The following is a 17,925-nucleotide window of genomic DNA, read 5'->3' as shown; positions in this document are numbered from 1 at the left end:
TGTGAGCGGCGAGCGCTACGCTGCGGGCTGGTCGTCGCCGATTTCCGGCGGCGCGAGATCCAGGAGCCTTTCCATGCCAGCCGCCAGCAAGCCCGTCCGTCCGGTTCGTGTCTATTCGTTCCCGCTGTCCGGGCATGCGCACCGCGTCCGGCTGTTCCTGTCGCTGCTCGGGCTGCCGTTCGACATCGTCGACGTCGACCTCGCGGCCGGCGCGCAGCGCGAACCCGCGTTCCTCGCCGTCAATCCGCTCGGCCAGGTGCCGGCGATCGACGACGACGGCACCGTGCTCGCCGATTCGAACGCGATCCTCGTCTATCTCGCGAAGCGCTACGGCGACGCGCACTGGCTGCCCGACGATGCGGCAGGCGCGGCGACCGTGCAGCGCTGGCTGTCGTACGCGGCCGGGCCGATCGCATCGGGGCCGGCGGCCGCGCGGCTCGTCACCGTGTTCAACGCGTCGCTCGATCACGACGCGGCCAAGCGCACCGCCGCGAAGATACTCGCGGTGATCGACGGCGAGCTCGCCGGCAAGCCGTTTGCCGCCGGCGCGCAGCCGACGATCGCCGACATCGCCGCCTACACGTACATCGCGCACGCGCCGGAGGGCGGCGTGTCGCTCGAACCGTATCCGCACGTGCGGGCGTGGCTCGCGCGCGTCGAGGCGCTGCCGGGCTTCGTCGGCATGCCGACGACCCGTGCCGGCCTGCTCGCCGCCTGACGCGAAGCGCCACGACACGTCTTTACCGGGAGAAATGCGATGACCGCGCCGACCGCCGCCGTACCGGGCTGGGAACTCGACGTTGCGCCTTTTCATGCGGGCGAGCTCGCCGTGCAGCAGCGCGCGGGCGTGACGGAGGCCGCGGGGGCGGCCGGCCGGCGCGGGATCCGGCGCTTCATGCCGGACCAGCACCGGGCGTTTTTTGCGCAGCTGCCGTTCTTCGTGCTCGGCGGTGTCGACGCACACGGCCAGCCGTGGGCGACGCTGCGGGTAGGGATGCCCGGCTTCGTGACGGCGCCGGACGCGCGCACGCTGCACATCGACGGCGATGCGCTGCCCGGCGATCCGCTGGCCGGGGCGTGGCAGCCGGGTGAGCCACTTGGCGGGCTTGGAATCGAGTTCGACACGCGGCGGCGCAATCGCGTGAACGGCGTCGTGCGTGCGGTCGACGGCGGCGCGCTGACGATCGCGGTCGAGCAGAGCTTCGGCAACTGCGCGAAGTACATCCAGGGCCGCAAACCCACGTTCGTCGCGCGTGAAGGCGATGCGTCCGGCGCGGCCGACGTGTCGGACCGCTTGAGCGACGCGGATCGCGCGCTGCTCGCGCAGGCCGATACGTTCTTCGTCGCGAGTGCGAACACGTCGGCCGATGCGGGCGCCGCGCGCGGCGCGGACGTGTCGCATCGCGGCGGCATGCCGGGCTTCGTGCGCGTCGACGACGCGTGCACGCTGACGACGCCGGATTTCAGCGGCAACCGCTTCTTCAACACGCTCGGCAACCTGCAGCACGATCCGCGCGCGGGGCTGCTGTTCATCGATTTCGACAGCGGCGACGTGCTGTATGTCGCCGCGCGGGCGGAGATCGTGTGGGACGGGCCGCTCGTCGCGTCGTTCGCCGGCGCACAGCGGGTCGTGCGGTTTCATGTGGACGAAGTGCGGCGCACGCGGGGCGTGTTGCCGTTCCGGTGGTCGGTGCCCGAGCGGGCGCCGCAGTTTGCGGCGATGGCCGACGGCTCGGCGAACGCGGGTGCGCAGGTGGCTTCAGAGTCCGCATCCGCATCGCCGTCCAACTGGCGCCCGCTGCGCATCGCGAAGATCGTCGATGAAGCGCGCGCGATCCGCTCGTTTCATTTCGAACCGGTGGACGGCGGCGCGCTGCCGGCCCATGAAGCCGGCCAACATCTGACGCTGCGCATCGCGCTGCCGGACAGCGAGGCGCCCGCGATCCGCAGCTACACGCTCTCCGATGCACCCGGCGCACCGCATTACCGGATCACCGTGAAGCGCGAAGGACGCGTGTCGGCATGGCTGCACGACCACGCGCATGCCGGGATGACGCTCGATGCGCAGATGCCGCGCGGCCGCTTCACGTTCGACGTCGCGAGCCCGCGTCCGGCCGTGCTGGTGTCGGCCGGCATCGGCATCACGCCGATGTTCGCGATGCTGCGGCGCGCGCTGGCGGACGACACGCCGTCGCGCCGCGTCGTGTTCGTGCACGGCGCACGCGATACGGCCGACCGGCCGTTTGCGGCGGAGCTGACGCGCATCGCCGACACCGACGCACGCGTGGCGCTGCACTGGTTCGACAGCCGGCCGCAGCGCGACGGCGCGGCGCGGCCGGGCCGCGTCGACGTCGCGCAACTGAAGCGCATCCTGCCGTTCGACGACTACGATTTCTACCTGTGCGGGCCGTCCGCGTTCATGCGCGATTTGTACGACGGATTGCGTGCGCTGAACGTGCCGGACGAGCGTATCCGCTTCGAGGCGTTCGGGCCGTCGAGTGTCGTGCGCAGTGCGACCCGCGCGGCGGGAGCGCCGTCGGTGGCGAGCGTGCCTGTCGTGTTCCGACGTTCCGCGCGCGACGCCGCGTGGACGCCCGCCGACGGCACGCTGCTCGAATTCGCGGAAGGTCAGGGCGTGGCGGTGCCGTCCGAATGCCGGTCGGGGTCGTGCGGCACCTGTGCGACGCGGGTGCTGTCCGGGGCGGTCGATTACGTGCAGTCGTACGACGCGCCGGTCGAGCCCGGTTGCGCGCTGCTGTGCGTCGCGCAGCCTGCCGAAGGGGCCGCGGAGCCGCTCGTGCTCGACCGCTGACGCGCGTGCGGCATGCGGTCGCACAGCCCGTGCTGCGCAAAAAGCGCTCGCAACTGCTGCTTTTTCAGGAGGCCTGTCGGATCGACGATAGCGTCAACCGATAGAGGAAAAGGAGCAACATCATGAAACTGTTCAGCATGATCCGCCTGGTTCTGTGGAGTTTCTTCGGCGTACGCAACAGCAAGGCGCACGCGTCCGATCTCGCGAACGTCAACTTCACGCTGCTGCCGTTCGTCGCGATCGTGCTCGCGGTGCTGGTCGGCGCGGTGATCTACGGCGTCGTCCATCTGGTCGTCGATCCGACGGTGACGATGCAGGGGTTCTGAGCGCTCGCCGAATCACGCGGGCTCCCATTCCCGCGTTCCCGTCTCTCGCCTTCCGCCTCCCGCTTTGGCCGATTCTCCGGCCGTCAGCCCCGCCCGGGGTAAAATGCGCGCCACGCCGCGATGTCGCGTGCGACGGGCATTCCGCCGTTCCGACGAACGGCGCACGCAAACGCCCGGCGCCCGCACCGGGGCGTTCGAAGCGTCCCCTGCATGACAACACCGCGCGATGCAGCCGGCTGCCTGACACGCACCCGATCCACGGATCGGCCGCCGCGTCGGCGCCCGGCGCACCACCGGCATCCGATGTCCCATCCTGCGCATTCCCGATCGATCGGCACGCAAGCGGCCGGATCGCCAGGTTCGTCCGATGAATGTCGTGTCGACGAACGTGCCCGGCGACTCGCCGGGACCGTCGCCGGGTCATGCGCGAGGTCGCGCTTCGCGGCGGCATAACGTGTTTCGACAGGGTCGAGTGGCGAGTTTTCCATCCAGAACAATGACGGTGAATAGAACAACAGCGTCGCCCGCACGGCGGCGGCGCGCGAAGGTCGGCGTGGGCGTCGGTTTCGGCATCACGCTTTTCGCGGCGCAGGCCGCCGCGGCACAGGGCGACGCGCCGGCTCCCGAAGCCGATGCGGCCGTCAGCGCGACGCTGCCGGCGATCGCGGTCAGCGGCGAGCGCGGCGGCGCGTTTCGCGCGCGCGAAGCGTCGGTCGCGGGGCTCGACGACGCGCCGCTGCGCGACACGCCGGCCTCCGTCAGCGTCGTCACGCGCGCGCAGCTCGACGACCAGCAGGCAAAGCGCCTGAGCGACGTGGTGCGCAACGATGCGTCGGTCGTCAACGACTACGCGCCCGTTGGCTACTTCGAAGGCTTCGCGATTCGCGGCTTCCCGGTGGATCTCGCGAGCGCGATCCGGATCGACGGGCTGACGGTGTCCGGCGAGCAGAACGTGCCGCTCGAGAACAAGGAGCGCGTCGAGATCCTGAAGGGACTGGCCGGCATCGACAGCGGCGTGGTCGCACCGGGCGGCGTGATCAACTTCGTGACGAAGCGCTCGGCGAACGTCGCGAGCGTGACGACCGGCGTCGACAGCCGCGGCTCGACGTCGGCGGCCGTCGATCTCGGCCGTCGCTTCGGCCCCGACCACCAGTTCGGATTCCGGATCAATGCCGCGAAGGAGAACATGCACTCGTACATCGACGGCACGAACGGACGGCGCACGTTCGGCTCGATCGCCGCCGACTGGGACATCAGCCCGCGCGCGAGCCTGCAGTTCAACGCGGAATTCCAGCAGTGGATCCAGCGTTCCGCACCCGGTTACCAGCTGCTCGGCGGCACCGTCGTGCCGTCCGTCAACACGACGTCGAAGGCGCTCGGCACACAGCCGTGGGCGAAGCCGGTGACGACCGACGCGCTGAACCTGAACGCGCGCTTCGACTACCGGTTCAACGACGACTGGAACGCCTACATCGCCGCGGGCCGCAGCCGAACGATGATCGACGACAACAGCGCGTTCGCGTACGGCTGCTATTACGCGTCGAGCTGCGCGGCCGGCGCGACGTCGCCGTTCTTCTTCGGCGCGAACGGCGACTACGACGTGTACGACTTCCGCAGCCCCGGCGAATACCGCCGCAACGACGACCTGCGCGCGGTGACGACGGGCAAGTTCGCGACGGGGCCGCTGCGTCACGAGCTGACGCTCGGCGTGAGCGTGCAGCGCCGCGTCGTGCACATGGCGAACGCCGTGTACGACTACGTCGGCAGCGAGAACATCTACGGGCCCGACGTCGCGTTCGCGCCGTCGTCGAACACGGCCGGGCCGTCGTATCCGCAGCTCGATTCCTGGCAGTACGGCGTGTTCGGGCTCGACCGCATCAGCATCGGCGAGCACTGGCAGGTGCTCGCGGGCGGCAAGGAAGTGCTGCTGCGCCAGCGCAGCTGGAGCAGCCTCGACGGCGACGCGACGCACACCGACCGCTCGGTGTTCCTGCCGCAGGTCGCGCTCGTCTACAAGCCGGTGAACGTGCTGTCGCTGTATGCGTCGTACAGCAAGGCGCTGTCGCTCGGCGACCAGGCGCCGGTGCGCGCGACCAACGCGTATGCGTTCCTGCCGCCGGTCGAATCGCACCAGTTCGAGCTCGGCGCGAAATACGACTGGCTCGACCGGCTCAGCCTGACGGCCGCCGTGTTCTCGATCAGCAAGCCGTTCCAGTTCGCCGACCCCGATGCGTCCGGCACGAGCTACACGTTCGTGCAGCGCGGCACGCAGCGCCACCAGGGGATCGAGCTCGGCGCGGCCGGGCGGCTCACCGAGCGGCTGTCGCTGACGGCCAGCGTCGCGGCGATTCGCGCGCGCGCGTACGATTCGGGCTCGCCGGCGTACGAAGGGCACCAGATCATCAACGTGCCGGCGCTGCGCGCGTCGCTGTACGCGGATTACGCGGTGCCGGGCGTCGCGGGCCTGAACATGCTGGGCGGCGTCGAGTACAGCGGCGGCCGCAATGCGAACGAAGAGGGCACCGCGCGCGTGCCGTCGTGGTTCGTGTTCAATCTCGGCGCGCGCTATACGACGAAGATCGGCGGCCATCGCACGGTGCTGCGTGTGTCGGTGGACAACCTGTTCAACAAGTTCTACTGGCGCGACGCGGGCGAGCAGCAGGGCGACGCGTACCTGTTCCCGGGCGCGCCGCGCACCGCGCGCGTGTCGCTGACCTATGATTTCTGATCGACCGGATCCGGCCGCGTGACACGCGGCCCCGGCAGCTAACCAGGAGAGCATGGACGATGTCCCCACTCGAAATCGCCGGCGTGATCGTCAGCGCGCTCGCGATCTGGCTGACCGCGAAGCGGCGCATGCTGTGCTGGCCGGTCGGGCTCGCGTCGGTCGCGCTGTACGGCTGGATCTTCTTCGATGCGAAGCTGTATTCCGACATGCTGCTGCAGGGCGCGTTCGCCGTGCTGCAGGTGTACGGCTGGCGCCGCTGGATCGCGCAGCGTACGCTGGAGGCGAGCGGTGGCGCGGCGCCGGCAGGCGACGTCGCACCCGTCGCCGGCGTGCGGCCGCGCCAGATGCTGCCCGACCTGCTGGCGGCCGTCGTCGGCAGCGCGCTGCTCGGCGGGATGATGGCGCGCTGGACCGACGCCGCGCTGCCGTTCGTCGATGCGTCGCTGACCGCGTTCAGCCTCGTCGCGCAATACTGGACCGCGCGGCGCTACATCGCGTCGTGGGGGCTGTGGATCGTCGTGAACGTCGTGTACGTCGGGATGTTCGTGTTCAAGGCGCTGTATCTGACGGCCGGACTCTATGCGCTGTTCATCGCGCTCGCCGTCATCGGCTGGCGCGACTGGAGCCGGACGGCCGACGCGCTGCGCGCGAGCGCGAACCCGGCGAGCTGATTCACGCGCCGATTCAACTACGGAGCTACGTCGTTCATGTCATTTCCCCTCGAGCCGGACGGGCCGCTATCGCCGGACGTCGCACCGCCGCAGTTCGGCGTCGACGGCGAGCAGGCCGAACGCGACTGGCCGCTGATGACGCACGACGAGGTGGCGGCGCTGCTCGCGCGCATCGACGGCGCCGGCGAACCGGCGCGGCTGACCTGGCACAGTCCGCGGCAATTCGCGGCGGCCACGCTGGTGCGGATGACGGACGGACGCGCACTGTTCGTCAAGCGTCATCACGTGAGCCTGCGCGACGTCGCGGGGCTCGAGGAAGAGCATCGTTTCATCGCGCATCTGCGCGCGCGCGGGATGCCGGTGGTGGACGTGCTGGCCGATCGCAACGGCGCGACGGCTTTTGCGTGCGGCGACTGGACGTACGAGGTGCATGTGGTCGCGCCCGGCGTCGACGCGTATCGCGGCGTGATGTCGTGGCAGCCGTTCACGCATCCATCGCACGCTTACGCGGCCGGCCGCGCGTTAGCCGAGCTGCATCGCGCGTCGGCCGGTTACGACGCGCCGGCGCGGCCCGTGCGCACGCTGCTGTCGAGTTTCCGCGTGCTGTCGTCCGACGATCTCGCGGGCGCGCTCGAACGCTGGGTCGACGCGCAGCCGCTGCTGGTGCGCGCGCTCGGCACGCGCGACTGGCGCGGCGATGTCGCGGATGCGATCGGCCCGTATCACGCGCGCCTCGTGCCGCTGCTGCCCGCGCTGCCGCCGCTGTGGACGCACGGCGACTGGCATGCGTCGAACCTGCTGTGGACCGGTGCCGGCCCTGGCGCGCAGGTGCGCACCGTGCTGGACTTCGGCCTGTCCGATCGCACCTGCGCGGTGATGGATGTCGCGCTTGCGATCGAGCGCAACACGGTCGACTGGATGGCGCCGCCCGACGCGCGCCGCATCGAATACGCGCACATCGATGCGCTGCTCGACGGCTACGAATCGCTCGAACCGCTGAGCGACGATGCGTACGCGGCGCTGGTCGCGATGCTGCCGATCGTGCATACGGAGTTCGCGTTGTCGGAGGTCGCGTATTTCGGGTGCATCATCGACGCGCCGGCGATCGTCGATGTCGCGTACGACGGTTATCTGATTGGGCACGCGCGCTGGTTTGGTGAGCGAGACGGGCGGGAATTGCTCGAGTGGCTGGTGCGACGTCGGTGTGCGAAGCGGGGGAGCGTTTAACGCGCGTGCCGGACTTCTCCCGGCACGCGTGTCGACCGTCCGAACTTCATCTTCCTGTCGTGCGGTGGTCGTGCCGCACCTTCACTGAACCTGCCTGATCTCCGGCGCGGGACGCTGCCCGCGATCGCCGGGCAGCTCACGCGCCTGACCGGCATCAGCGGGTCGCGAGGCTGTCGTGATGGTCTGCCTGCGGCGTCTTCTCGCCGGCATGCATCGAAATCACATGAAGTTCCTTGTTGCGCGCGACCATCTCGGTGGTCGGCGGGTACTGCGTCTTGCTCGTCGGCACCACACCGTCGTGTTGCGCCTGCTTCAGCTCGTTGATGACTTCCGTGCGGGTCTTGCCCTGCGTTTGCGTTTGCGCGAACGGGGCTTGCGTGGTGATGCCGAGCGACAGCGTGGCGGTGATGAACAGGGCCGCGAGTTTTGTCGTTTTCATGGAGCTCTCCTTGATGAGGCCGCCGGGTGGCGATCCATGCATTCAGTATGCGAAAGCAGCCGGGCGTGACCGTGATCGGAAGATGAAAAGTGCGTCAGATTGCGCGATGGCCCGCGTGACGCAATCGTCATGTTCGGGTCATGCAAGCGACGGGATCAAAGCGGAACATGCAGTCAACCAGCGGCGGACATGTCGAGCGCATTGCCGCCGATATGCGATCCGGCCGCTGGCATGCGCATCGTTCGCCGCGAGAGTCTCGACAGCGGACGGGCCCGTCACGACTCTTCCATTCGTTCGCCTAATGAATCGCCTGTCTGTCCGCTCGTCGCGCCGCGTCATGCAGCTGGTCCCGCTTTTCGCAGGCTACGCGTCGGTGCGCCCAGGCACCGGACCGGCCGCATCGACCAGCGCGCCAAAAGCAAAGCCCGTCGCCGGCGAGTTGATGCCAGGCGAGCAGATCGACTACGCGGGGTATCGCTGCGGCAATCCGAACCTGTACGTGAAGACGCACCCGTGCCTGTTTCCGCGGCGCAACGTCGCGCGCTGAATACCGCAGCCGCGTGAAAGACCATGCAAAAAAGTTCTTCGTGGATTTCCGTAGACGTCGCTTGCCGACCCATCTCGGTCCGTCATGTCGCCACCGTATGTGGCCGAAATCGGATGAGTAGGAGACCTAATCCTTCTCCAGTTGCTTCGCGCTAGTGGGTATCGCGTGCGTTTCCCAGTCGCTTGAGTAACCACCTTCCGGCAGGGCCGGGCGGTGTGTCCTTCCTGAAGACTGCAAACATGGCGATGGGCGGTGTATGTGGCTGGAACGCTTCAAGCCGCAAGGGCACGAGCTTGCCGGAATCCAGATCGTCCTGAACCATGGCTACCGGCATATGGCCCCATCCAAAGCCAGCTCGCAGGAAGGCGTGCTTGGCCCCCAGGTCGGCAAGGCGCCATATCTGCGGTGAGAAAACGCCGAAAGTCGTGCCTTCCGTCAGGGTCGTGCGGTCTGTCAGCACAAGCTGCACGTGCGCCTCGAGATCGGCGGGCCGGAGGATCCGATGCTTTGACGCCAGAGGATGGGACGCGGCCGCGACCGTCATCATTGGCACATCCAGCAGTTTTTCGGCATCGAGAATGTCTGGCACCGATGGCATCGAGCCACTGATGCCGAGCCGGCATGTCTGGGCCAGTACCGGCTGCATGACGGCGCCAAGCGCTTCGACGTAAAGCCGCAAGGGTGTATGCGGAAACTCGCTTCGGAACGCACCGACTGCGTCGGTCAACGATGCCATCGGATACATGACGTCCACCACCACGGACAACTCCGGCTCGAGGCCCTCGAACATTGCCCGCGCCTTCGCCTTGAACCCGTCCATGCCACCTACCACCAGTCGCGCCTGTGCCAGCAGGGCCGATCCTTCGTCCGTCAGCCTGGGATACCGTCCCGTGCGATCGAAGAGCTGCACGCCAAGCTGGCCTTCCAGGTTGGCCAGCGTATGGCTGACCACGGACTGCGCTCGCCCGAGTTTGCGGCCGGCGGCGGAGAAACTGCCTTCGTCGGCGGCGGCGATGAAGGTGCGGATCTGGTCCAGCGAGACGGCGTCGAGCATGTATCTATGTAGTAGATGGATTGAATCTAAAAATATAGGCTACCTGGATAGGTGTCAAATCTTTACGCTTCGTTCATCCACTCTTTGAAAGGATGAACACCATGAACTCGAACCTGAACACCTCGCTGGACGAACCCTCCGCCATTCCCCTCGTGGGCCGCACCCTCATCGCGGCCATCTTCTTCATCAGCGGCTTCGGCAAGCTGATGGCCCCTGACGCGACGATGGCCTATATCGGATCGCTGGGTCTTCCCGCGCCAGCGCTCGGACTGATTGGCGCACTGGTGCTGGAACTGGCGGGCGCCACGCTCCTGGTCATTGGCTACAAGACGCGCGTGGTGGCTCTCTTGCTCGCAGCCTACGCTGTCGTGACGGCGCTGATCTTTCACCACGCGCTCGCTGACCAGAACCAGATGTTCCATTTCCTGAAGAACCTGGCGATGGCCGGTGGTCTCCTGCAGGTGGTCGCGTTCGGCGCCGGCGCATTCAGCCTGGACAACCGTCGCGCGCCGGCCAAGCGCGTTGTCGCCTGATACATCGCAGGAGAAGACATCATGAGCATTGCCACAACGCTTCTGGAGCAACATCTCCAGTTCCTGGTCGACAAGCCGGAGCAATGGCGGGAACTGATCTCCGACAGCATCGTCTGGGATCTGCCGTACGCACCAAGCCTGGGTCATCCGCTGAAACTCGAAGGACGCGAATCTGTGCTGCGGCATGCGAGCTGGTTCGTGGGAGCAGTCAGGAACTTTCGCTTCTCCGATGCCATCGTGACTGCGACGGACGACCCGCAGCATGCGATTGCACGGGTGCGTGGAGAGGGCGTGATCGCGGCGACCGGCCGCACCTACCGCCAGGAGTATGTCGTGTTTCTGACTGCCCGCGACGGTCGTATCGTGCATCTGCGCGAGTATTTCGACCCGGTTCAGGCAGCCCTTGCCCTCGACGCCCCTGTAGTGGGCGTCGCTTCCAGGAGCATCTGATGAAAGCCATCCACGTATCTGCGTACGGCAGCCCCGACGGCATGACGCTGGTCGAGGCGGACGATCCCGTACCGGGCGACAACGAAGTCTTGATCGACGTTGCCGCCGCGTCGGTCAATCCCATTGACTGGAAAATCGTAAGCGGCGCCATGCAGGCTTCCATCCCGCTGCCGTTGCCGTTCACGCCGGGCGTGGACGCAGCAGGGACCGTCATCGCCGTCGGGCGCAACGTGACCACGCTGAAGCCGGGGGATGAGGTGATGGGATTCATCGGCATCGTCGGCGCCTTCGCCACGCGCGCCGTGGTGGAGGCAACCCGGCTGGCACGCAAGCCCGCGTCCCTGGCTTTCACAGACGCCGCCGCGATTCCCGCGGCGACGTTGACGGCATGGCAGGCGCTGCACGAGCATGGTGTCTTGCAACCTGGCCAATCCATCCTTATTCACGGTGCGGCAGGCGGCGTCGGCAGTGCAGCCGTGCAGCTTGCCAGGCTGGCCGGTGCCCGCGTGATCGGCACGGGCTCCGGCGCGAGCCGCCAATACGTGGAAAGTTTAGGCGCTGATGCCTTCGTTGATTACCGCACGGAGGATTTCGCCGAGCGTGTCTCGATGGTGGATCTTGTGCTGGATCTGATCGGCGGCGAAACCCAGGAGAAATCATGGTCCGTACTGAAACCGGGCGGCACGTTGGTGTCGACGGTCGCCAGACCCGATGCAGCGCGCGCCAAAGCCGCCCAGGCAACCGGCAGACACTTCGCCACGCGTAGCGACGCGACGCAGCTCGGGCACCTCGCGACGCTCCATGCGTCGGGCGATCTGCGTGCCCATATCGATTCGGTCTTTGGGCTTTCGGACGTCGGCCAGGCGCTTCACCACAGCAAGGGCGGCCACGTAAGAGGCAAGATCGTTGTGGACGTGGCCCGGTAGCGCTCGCCTAAGCGGCAAATCGCACCGCTGGCGAGAGCGTGAAGGACTCACGCATGTCGCGTGCTTCTTCCATCGGCGTTCGCCCGAAAAGCCGCTTGAATTCCCTGCTGAACTGCGAAGTGCTCTCGTAACCGACGCGTCCCGCTGCAGCCGCAGCGGTGACGCCGTCGCGAATCATCATCAGGCGCGCGTGATGAAGGCGGGTGGACTTGATGTACTGGATTGGCGAAGTGTGGGTCACCGTTCGGAAGTTGGCGTGAAAGGCTGGCACGCTCATGCCGGCTTCTTCAGCCAGGCGTGTCACATTCAGGGGCGACGCGTAGTCCGTATGGATGCGCTTCAGCGCTCTCGCGACACGGCCGAAGCGCCCGTGATGGGCAAGGGCGGCACGCATTGCACTGCCCTGTGCCCCCGTCAACACGCGGTAGCAGATTTCCCGCACCAGGCTTGGACCCAGAATCTGGGCATCCATCGGCACCGTTAGTGCCTCCAGCAGCCTGACGGTTGCGCCGGCCAGATTCTCCTCCAGTTGCGTGGACACCATGCCGTTCGGCTGCGCTTCAGGCTGATGTGCTGCGGCACCGATCTGCGTGATCAGCTCGCTGAGTTCGATGAGGTCCAGACGGATGGACACCGCCAACATGGGTTCTTCTGGCGTAGCCTGGGTTTCCGTGGAAAACGGCAACGGTACGGACAGCACCAGATAGTGCTGTGCGTCGTAGACATAGACCTCATTGCCCAGGAAGCCCAGCTTGCGGCCCTGGCACACGATCACGATGCTCGGTTCGTACAGCACCGGCGTGCGCCCAAGGGGACGGTCCGAGCGCATCAGTCGAACGCTGTCGAGCGTCGACTGTGTGTAGCCCTCGTTGGGCGCCAGTTTCTCGATCAGACGAACCATCTTGACGGAAGCGGGGGAGCGGACCTTCGACACCGCAGTCTCCTGTTGTTTGCCGACAGTCGCCATTCTAGCCGCGCCTCTCCCGCTGTACCAGCCAGGTCGATAGGAATAGGCAATAACGGCATCGGTCCGTGTATTCGCCAACAGGTAGGCCATCCCTATCATTCCCTCACCGGCCAACGAACCATACCACTTCATTGAAGGCCAAAACGCGGCTGCGAGGCGTGCCACGCACAGCACGACCCCGCCCGGCCGGACCCGAACCAACAATAGGAGTATGCAAGATGACAAGCTTCACCAACGAATCGAAAGTCATTCTGATCACCGGCGCCAGCAGCGGCATTGGCGAGGGCGCCGCCCGATTGCTTGCCAGGCAAGGACACCGGCTCGTCATCGGTGCACGCCGCACCGACAGGCTGGCCGAGCTGGCGCAATCGATCGAATCGTCCGGCGGTATCGTTCGTTACCGCGAACTCGACGTGACCTCGGCCGATGATGTGGCCGCATTCGCGCGGTTCGCGCTCGATGCCTTCGGCAGTATCGATGTGCTGGTCAACAACGCCGGCGTGATGCCGCTTTCGCCGCTCAACGCCCTGAAGGTCGGCGAGTGGAACCGGATGATCGATGTGAACATCCGTGGCGTACTGCACGGCATCGCCGCCGTGCTGCCCACGATGGAAGCGCAAGGGCGAGGGCAGATCATCAATATTTCGTCGATTGGCGGGCTCTCCGTGTCGCCGACTGCCGCAGTGTACTGCGCTACCAAGTTCGCCGTACGCGCTATCTCCGATGGGCTGCGTCAGGAAACCGACAAGATCCGCGTGACGGTGATTTGCCCCGGCGTTGTGGAATCCGAACTGGCCGACTCTATTTCCGACGACACCGCGCGCAGTGCCATGCAGGAGTTCCGTCGCATTGCCATCACGCCCGACGCCATCGCACGCGCCATTGCGTACGCAGTGGAGCAGCCCGCCGAAGTCGACGTCAGCGAGATCGTGGTACGGCCAACCGCCAGCCCGTTCTGATCCATCCCACCGAGCAAGCATTCAGTAAGCAATCCTGTCAGGAGAATATTCATGACGACACGCAACACAGCAAGCGGCGCCTTTGCAGGCAAGGTCGCCATCGTGACCGGTGCAGCCAGCGGCATTGGACTGGCTACCACGGAACTGTTCCACGCCGAAGGCGCAAACGTGATTGCCGTTGGGCGCAGCGCCAACGTGGAAGCGCTGGCGCGGCCGGGCATCGTTCCCATCGTTGCCGATGTAGCGCGAGAGGAAAGCGCCGTGCGGGCCGTTGCCACGGCAATCGAGCGGTTCGGCAAGCTCGACATCCTGGTCAACAACGCGGCGGTCATCATCAACAAGCCGCTGGTCGATATGTCGCTGGAAGACTGGAATGGCATCCAGTCCGTCAATGCCACCGGCGCGTTTCTGTTCTCCCGTGAGGCCATGCGCGTCATGGTGCCGGCAAAGACGGGTGCCATCGTCAACGTGGGCTCCTACGCCTGCTATCAGGCTTTTCCGCTCATTGCAGCGTATGCGGCGTCGAAGGGGGCGCTGGCGCAGTTGACGCGCGCCCTCTCGCTGGAAGCCATCGAGCATGGTATTCGCGTCAATGCGGTGGGCTCTGGCGATGTCATCACCAACATTACCAACCACATCCATGCCGACGGCCAGGCGTTCCTGGCCGAGCATGGCAAGAAGGCGCCAATCCGCCGTGCGGCGCAGCCCAAGGAAATTGCGGAGGTTATCGCTTTTCTCGCATCGGAGAAGGCCAGCTTTATTGTCGGCGCCGTGGTTATGGCCGACGGTGGCATGAGCGTGGCCTTGCCCTGAAGACCATTCACTCCGCAACCCATTTTTGTACTGACTCAAGGAATTTCCATCATGAAACGGGCATCCCCCATTTGGTTCATCACCGGCGCATCGAAGGGCGTCGGCCAGAAACTCGTTACGCATTTGCTGGAACAAGGCCATCGGGTGGCGGCAACCTCGCGCTCGGCAGCTTCGCTGACAGAGACGTTCGGTGAGGCATCCGACCGCTTTCTACCTTTGGAGGTCGATTTGACCAATGATCGCAGTGTGCAGCAGGCGATCGAGAAGACTGTGCAATGGTTCGGCGCCATCGACGTAGTCGTGAACAATGCCGGCTACGCCCAGCAAGGTACCGTCGAAGCCTTGTCGGACGAAGAGCTGCGCCGCAATTTCGAGGTCAACTTCTTCGCGCCCATGGCTGTTCTGCGCCATGCGCTGCCGCAGCTTCGCCGCCAGCGCAGTGGACACATTATCAACATCTCTTCCATTGTCGGCTACCAGGGCGGGTATGCGGGGTGGGGCAGCTACGTTGCCAGCAAGTTCGCGCTATCGGGCCTGACGGAATCCCTCGCGGCAGAAGTTGCCGAACTGGGTATCCGCGCGACGGTGGTGTATCCGGGCCCCGTGCGCACGGACTTTCTGTCGAACGGTGCTCTGGCGGTAGCCAAGCGCCAGATCGACGACTACGCGGAGGCGAAGGCTTCGCTGGACCTGCATCTCGATACGTTGCATGGCCATCAGGCAGGCGACCCGGACAAGCTTGCCCTCCTGATCATCCAGGCCGCCACTGTGGAAACGGCGCCGCTGCATCTTTTCGCCGGCAAGATCGCCAATGAACTTGCGGCGGCGAAGGCGAGCGCCGTCGCAAGGGATCTCGACACGTGGAGGGGGGCGTCCGAAGCCACCGATTTCGCAGATTGATCAATGGCGCCCATGTCCCGGCTTTGCCCGGGACTTTTTTCCCGAATCCGGAAAAAGGAACGGTGCGCTTTGAGCATGTACCCGCTCGGGTCTCCCAATGACGGTGTCGGCCAAAATGCGACATTCGAAGAGCGCAGCGATATGTCTCAAATTGGCCGAACGCCGACGTTCCTCCCCTGCGTTCCCCCCGTAATCCGCGATGAACAAAAAAAGGCCCGGCACTTCACGTGTCCGGGCCTAACGCGTGTTCGTGCCGTGCGGCAGCGAATCGCTTGCGTGGGTGTAACGGGCATTGCCCGTCACCTTGTCGATCGTATAGAAACGACCCATCGCGAAGCTGATCGGAACATGAAATTTTTGTCATGCACGGGCGAATGCGTCGCGGTGCGACTCGCGTGCTTCGTCTTCGATCGGTGACGAAACTGTCGTCGCATTAATCGAAAGCGGGCGCCTCAGCACGCCCGCCTCGCGTCATACCTGCGCGAGCGCCTGATCGAGGTCGGCGAGCAGGTCGTCGATATGCTCGATGCCGATCGACAGCCGCACGGTTTCCTCCTTCACGCCGGCCTTCGCGAGTTCGGCGGGCGATAGCTGGCGGTGCGTCGTCGAGGCTGGATGCGTGGCGAGCGACTTCGTGTCGCCGATGTTGACGAGCCGCGTGAACAGCTTCAGCGCGTCCTGGAACTTCGCGCCGCCGTCACGGCCGCCCTTCACGCCGAAGGTCAGGATGCCGGGCGCGCGGCCCGACAGGTAGCGCGCGACGAGCGGATGGTCTGGGTGATCGGGCAGTCCCGCGTAGTTCACCCATTCGACGTTTTCGTGGCGCGCGAGATGCTGCGCGATCTTCAGCGCGTTGTCGCTGATGCGCTCGACGCGCAGCGCGAGCGTCTCGATGCCCTGCAGGATCTGGAACGCGTTGAACGGCGAGATCGCCGCGCCCATGTTGCGCAGCGGCACGACGCGCGCGCGGCCGATATAGGCGGCCTGCCCGAACGCTTCCGTGTAGACGACGCCGTGATAGCTGACGTCGGGCTCGTTGAGCCGCTTGAAGCGGTCCGCGTGCTGCGTCCACGGGAACTTGCCCGAATCGACGATCGCGCCGCCCAGGCTCGTGCCGTGGCCGCCGAGATACTTCGTCAGCGAGTGCACGACGATGTCCGCGCCATGTTCGAACGGGCGCAGCAGGTACGGCGACGGCACCGTGTTGTCGACGATCAGCGGGATTCCGTGGCGATGCGCGATGTCGGCGAGCGCGGCGATGTCGGTCACGTTGCCAAGCGGGTTGCCGACCGATTCCGCGAAGATCGCCTTCGTGCGCGCGTCGATCAGCGGCTCGAACGATGCGGGGTCGCGCGGATCGGCGAAGCGCGTCGTGATCCCGTATTGCGGCAGCGTATGCGCGAACAGGTTGTAGGTGCCGCCGTACAGCGAACTGGCGGACACGATGTTGTCGCCGGCTTCCGCGATCGTCTGGATCGCATACGTGACGGCCGCCTGGCCCGACGCCAGCGCGAGTGCGCCGATGCCGCCCTCGAGCGCGGCGATCCGCTGCTCGAGCACGTCCGTCGTCGGGTTCATGATGCGCGTGTAGATGTTGCCCTGGACCTTCAGGTCGAACAGGTCGGCGCCGTGCTGCGTGTCGTCGAATGCGTACGCAACGGTCTGGTAGATCGGCACCGCGACCGCGCGCGTGGTCGGGTCGGGGCGATAACCGCCGTGCACGGCGATGGTTTCGAGGCGCCAGTTCGATGCGGCCTGATCGGTCATGGGTGCTCCGTCTGTTGTTGTGGTGGTCGAGCGATTATAGGAGGACGTGCGCGGCTACCCTTAGAACGATTGGTTTGTTGCTTATGGTGGCGCGGCGCATAAAATGCCTTTTCTGCAAACAAGGGGTGCGCGATGAGTCAGGATCGTTGGAACCAGGTGGATGCGTATTTCTCCGCGACGCTCGTGCCGTCCGACGACGTGCTCGACGCGGCGCTGGCGGCGAGCGACGCGGCCGGGCTGCCCGCGATCAACGTCGCGCCGAACCAGGGCAAGCTGCTGCAACTGCTCGCGACGATCCGCGGTGCGCGCCGGATTCTCGAGATCGGCACGCTCGGCGGCTACAGCACGATCTGGCTCGCGCGCGCGTTGCCGCCGGGCGGCACGCTCGTGACGCTCGAACTGAACCCACAGCATGCGAAGGTCGCGACGGCGAACATCGCGCGTGCCGGGTTCGCGGAGGTCGTGACGGTGGTGGTCGGCAGCGCGAAGGACAGCCTCGCGCGGCTCGTCGATGCGGGTGAAGCGCCGTTCGATTTCATCTTCATCGATGCCGACAAGGACAGCAACCCGGTCTATCTCGACGCGGCGCTGAAGCTGTCGCGGCCCGGCACGGTGATCGTCGTCGACAACGTCGTGCGTTGCGGCCGCGTGGCGGATCCGGACAATCGCGAGCCCGACGTGGTCGGCGTGCGCGACGGGTTCGCGCGTCTCGTGGCCGAGCCGAACCTCACGACGACGGCCGTGCAGACGGTCGGGCAGAAGGGTTGGGACGGGTTCTCGATCTCGATCGTCGGCGCGTGACGTGA

The 17,925-nt window shown here is 66.1% G+C and carries 17 protein-coding genes; 13 read left to right on the top strand and 4 right to left on the bottom strand.

Features of this window, described 5'->3' with window-relative positions:
- The first annotated feature begins 73 nt into the window (after nucleotides 1-73).
- The 6 genes from SB771_RS03025 to SB771_RS03000 all read left to right on the top strand — a co-directional run bounded on the left by SB771_RS03025 (nucleotide 74) and on the right by SB771_RS03000 (nucleotide 7,764).
- Nucleotides 74-718 (top strand): glutathione S-transferase family protein, encoded by a 645-nt coding sequence (locus SB771_RS03025; protein WP_175659713.1) that lies wholly within the window; start codon nucleotides 74-76, stop codon nucleotides 716-718.
- A gap of 39 nt (nucleotides 719-757) precedes the next feature.
- A complete protein-coding gene (locus tag SB771_RS03020) occupies nucleotides 758-2,812 on the top strand; it encodes a pyridoxamine 5'-phosphate oxidase family protein (RefSeq protein WP_175659712.1) in 2,055 nt (684 codons plus the stop codon).
- A 122-nt stretch (nucleotides 2,813-2,934) separates the two neighbouring features.
- Complete coding sequence (locus tag SB771_RS03015) at nucleotides 2,935-3,138, top strand: DUF2970 domain-containing protein (protein ID WP_006750787.1); 204 nt, start codon at nucleotides 2,935-2,937, stop codon at nucleotides 3,136-3,138.
- 496 nt (nucleotides 3,139-3,634) lie between these two features.
- Nucleotides 3,635-5,866 (top strand): TonB-dependent siderophore receptor, encoded by a 2,232-nt coding sequence (locus SB771_RS03010; RefSeq protein ID WP_175659711.1) that lies wholly within the window; start codon nucleotides 3,635-3,637, stop codon nucleotides 5,864-5,866.
- A 59-nt stretch (nucleotides 5,867-5,925) separates the two neighbouring features.
- Nucleotides 5,926-6,537, top strand: a complete 612-nt coding sequence (gene pnuC, locus SB771_RS03005) for a nicotinamide riboside transporter PnuC (RefSeq protein WP_175659710.1) — start codon at nucleotides 5,926-5,928, stop codon at nucleotides 6,535-6,537.
- 36 nt (nucleotides 6,538-6,573) lie between these two features.
- Nucleotides 6,574-7,764 carry a phosphotransferase enzyme family protein gene (locus tag SB771_RS03000; protein WP_175659709.1) on the top strand — a complete coding sequence of 397 codons (1,191 nt, stop codon included), beginning with the start codon at nucleotides 6,574-6,576 and terminating at the stop codon, nucleotides 7,762-7,764.
- Nucleotides 7,765-7,918: 154 nt separating this feature from the next.
- Here the strand turns inward: SB771_RS03000 and SB771_RS02995 are convergent, their stop codons facing one another.
- Nucleotides 7,919-8,203: a DUF4148 domain-containing protein gene (locus SB771_RS02995; protein WP_175659708.1), complete on the bottom strand. Its 285-nt coding sequence runs from the start codon at nucleotides 8,201-8,203 to the stop codon at nucleotides 7,919-7,921.
- Between the two features lie 698 nt (nucleotides 8,204-8,901).
- A complete protein-coding gene (locus tag SB771_RS02990) occupies nucleotides 8,902-9,804 on the bottom strand; it encodes a LysR family transcriptional regulator (protein WP_175659706.1) in 903 nt (300 codons plus the stop codon).
- Nucleotides 9,805-9,896: 92 nt separating this feature from the next.
- Between SB771_RS02990 and SB771_RS02985 the strand changes: the two genes are divergently transcribed.
- Genes SB771_RS02985 through SB771_RS02975 form a run of 3 tightly spaced genes read left to right on the top strand, consistent with a single transcriptional unit; the run spans nucleotide 9,897 to nucleotide 11,713 of the window.
- Nucleotides 9,897-10,337 (top strand): DoxX family protein, encoded by a 441-nt coding sequence (locus SB771_RS02985; protein WP_175659705.1) that lies wholly within the window; start codon nucleotides 9,897-9,899, stop codon nucleotides 10,335-10,337.
- A 21-nt stretch (nucleotides 10,338-10,358) separates the two neighbouring features.
- Nucleotides 10,359-10,787 carry a nuclear transport factor 2 family protein gene (locus tag SB771_RS02980; RefSeq protein ID WP_175659704.1) on the top strand — a complete coding sequence of 143 codons (429 nt, stop codon included), beginning with the start codon at nucleotides 10,359-10,361 and terminating at the stop codon, nucleotides 10,785-10,787.
- The gene (locus SB771_RS02975) at nucleotides 10,787-11,713 is read left to right on the top strand and encodes an NADP-dependent oxidoreductase (protein ID WP_175659703.1); all 927 of its coding nucleotides are present in this window, start codon (nucleotides 10,787-10,789) and stop codon (nucleotides 11,711-11,713) included. The genes SB771_RS02980 and SB771_RS02975 overlap by 1 nt, the downstream gene beginning before the upstream one ends.
- A 7-nt stretch (nucleotides 11,714-11,720) precedes the next feature.
- Here SB771_RS02975 and SB771_RS02970 read toward each other — a convergent pair whose 3' ends face one another.
- The gene (locus tag SB771_RS02970; RefSeq protein ID WP_175659779.1) at nucleotides 11,721-12,614 is read right to left on the bottom strand and encodes an AraC family transcriptional regulator; all 894 of its coding nucleotides are present in this window, start codon (nucleotides 12,612-12,614) and stop codon (nucleotides 11,721-11,723) included.
- 284 nt (nucleotides 12,615-12,898) lie between these two features.
- Here SB771_RS02970 and SB771_RS02965 point away from each other — a divergent pair, with 284 nt between their 5' ends.
- The 3 genes from SB771_RS02965 to SB771_RS02955 are packed head-to-tail and all read left to right on the top strand — an operon-like array spanning nucleotide 12,899 to nucleotide 15,352.
- A complete protein-coding gene (locus SB771_RS02965; protein ID WP_175659702.1) occupies nucleotides 12,899-13,639 on the top strand; it encodes an SDR family oxidoreductase in 741 nt (246 codons plus the stop codon).
- 51 nt (nucleotides 13,640-13,690) lie between these two features.
- Nucleotides 13,691-14,452: an SDR family NAD(P)-dependent oxidoreductase gene (locus SB771_RS02960; RefSeq protein ID WP_175659701.1), complete on the top strand. Its 762-nt coding sequence runs from the start codon at nucleotides 13,691-13,693 to the stop codon at nucleotides 14,450-14,452.
- Between the two features lie 51 nt (nucleotides 14,453-14,503).
- Entirely contained in the window at nucleotides 14,504-15,352 is an 849-nt protein-coding gene (locus SB771_RS02955; protein ID WP_175659700.1) for an SDR family oxidoreductase, read from the top strand.
- 471 nt (nucleotides 15,353-15,823) lie between these two features.
- Here SB771_RS02955 and SB771_RS02950 read toward each other — a convergent pair whose 3' ends face one another.
- Nucleotides 15,824-17,119: an O-acetylhomoserine aminocarboxypropyltransferase/cysteine synthase family protein gene (locus tag SB771_RS02950; protein WP_175659699.1), complete on the bottom strand. Its 1,296-nt coding sequence runs from the start codon at nucleotides 17,117-17,119 to the stop codon at nucleotides 15,824-15,826.
- 132 nt (nucleotides 17,120-17,251) lie between these two features.
- On the opposite strand from SB771_RS02950, the gene SB771_RS02945 reads away from it, so the two are divergent.
- Nucleotides 17,252-17,920, top strand: a complete 669-nt coding sequence (locus tag SB771_RS02945) for an O-methyltransferase (RefSeq protein WP_175659698.1) — start codon at nucleotides 17,252-17,254, stop codon at nucleotides 17,918-17,920.
- The last annotated feature ends 5 nt before the right edge of the window (nucleotides 17,921-17,925 follow it).

The organism is Burkholderia sp. SIMBA_051 (assembly GCF_046534915.1).
Classification (GTDB): Bacteria; Pseudomonadota; Gammaproteobacteria; order Burkholderiales; family Burkholderiaceae; genus Burkholderia; species Burkholderia ambifaria.
Note: the sequence above shows the minus strand (reverse complement) of the source record. Positions and strands in the feature narration are given on the sequence as shown.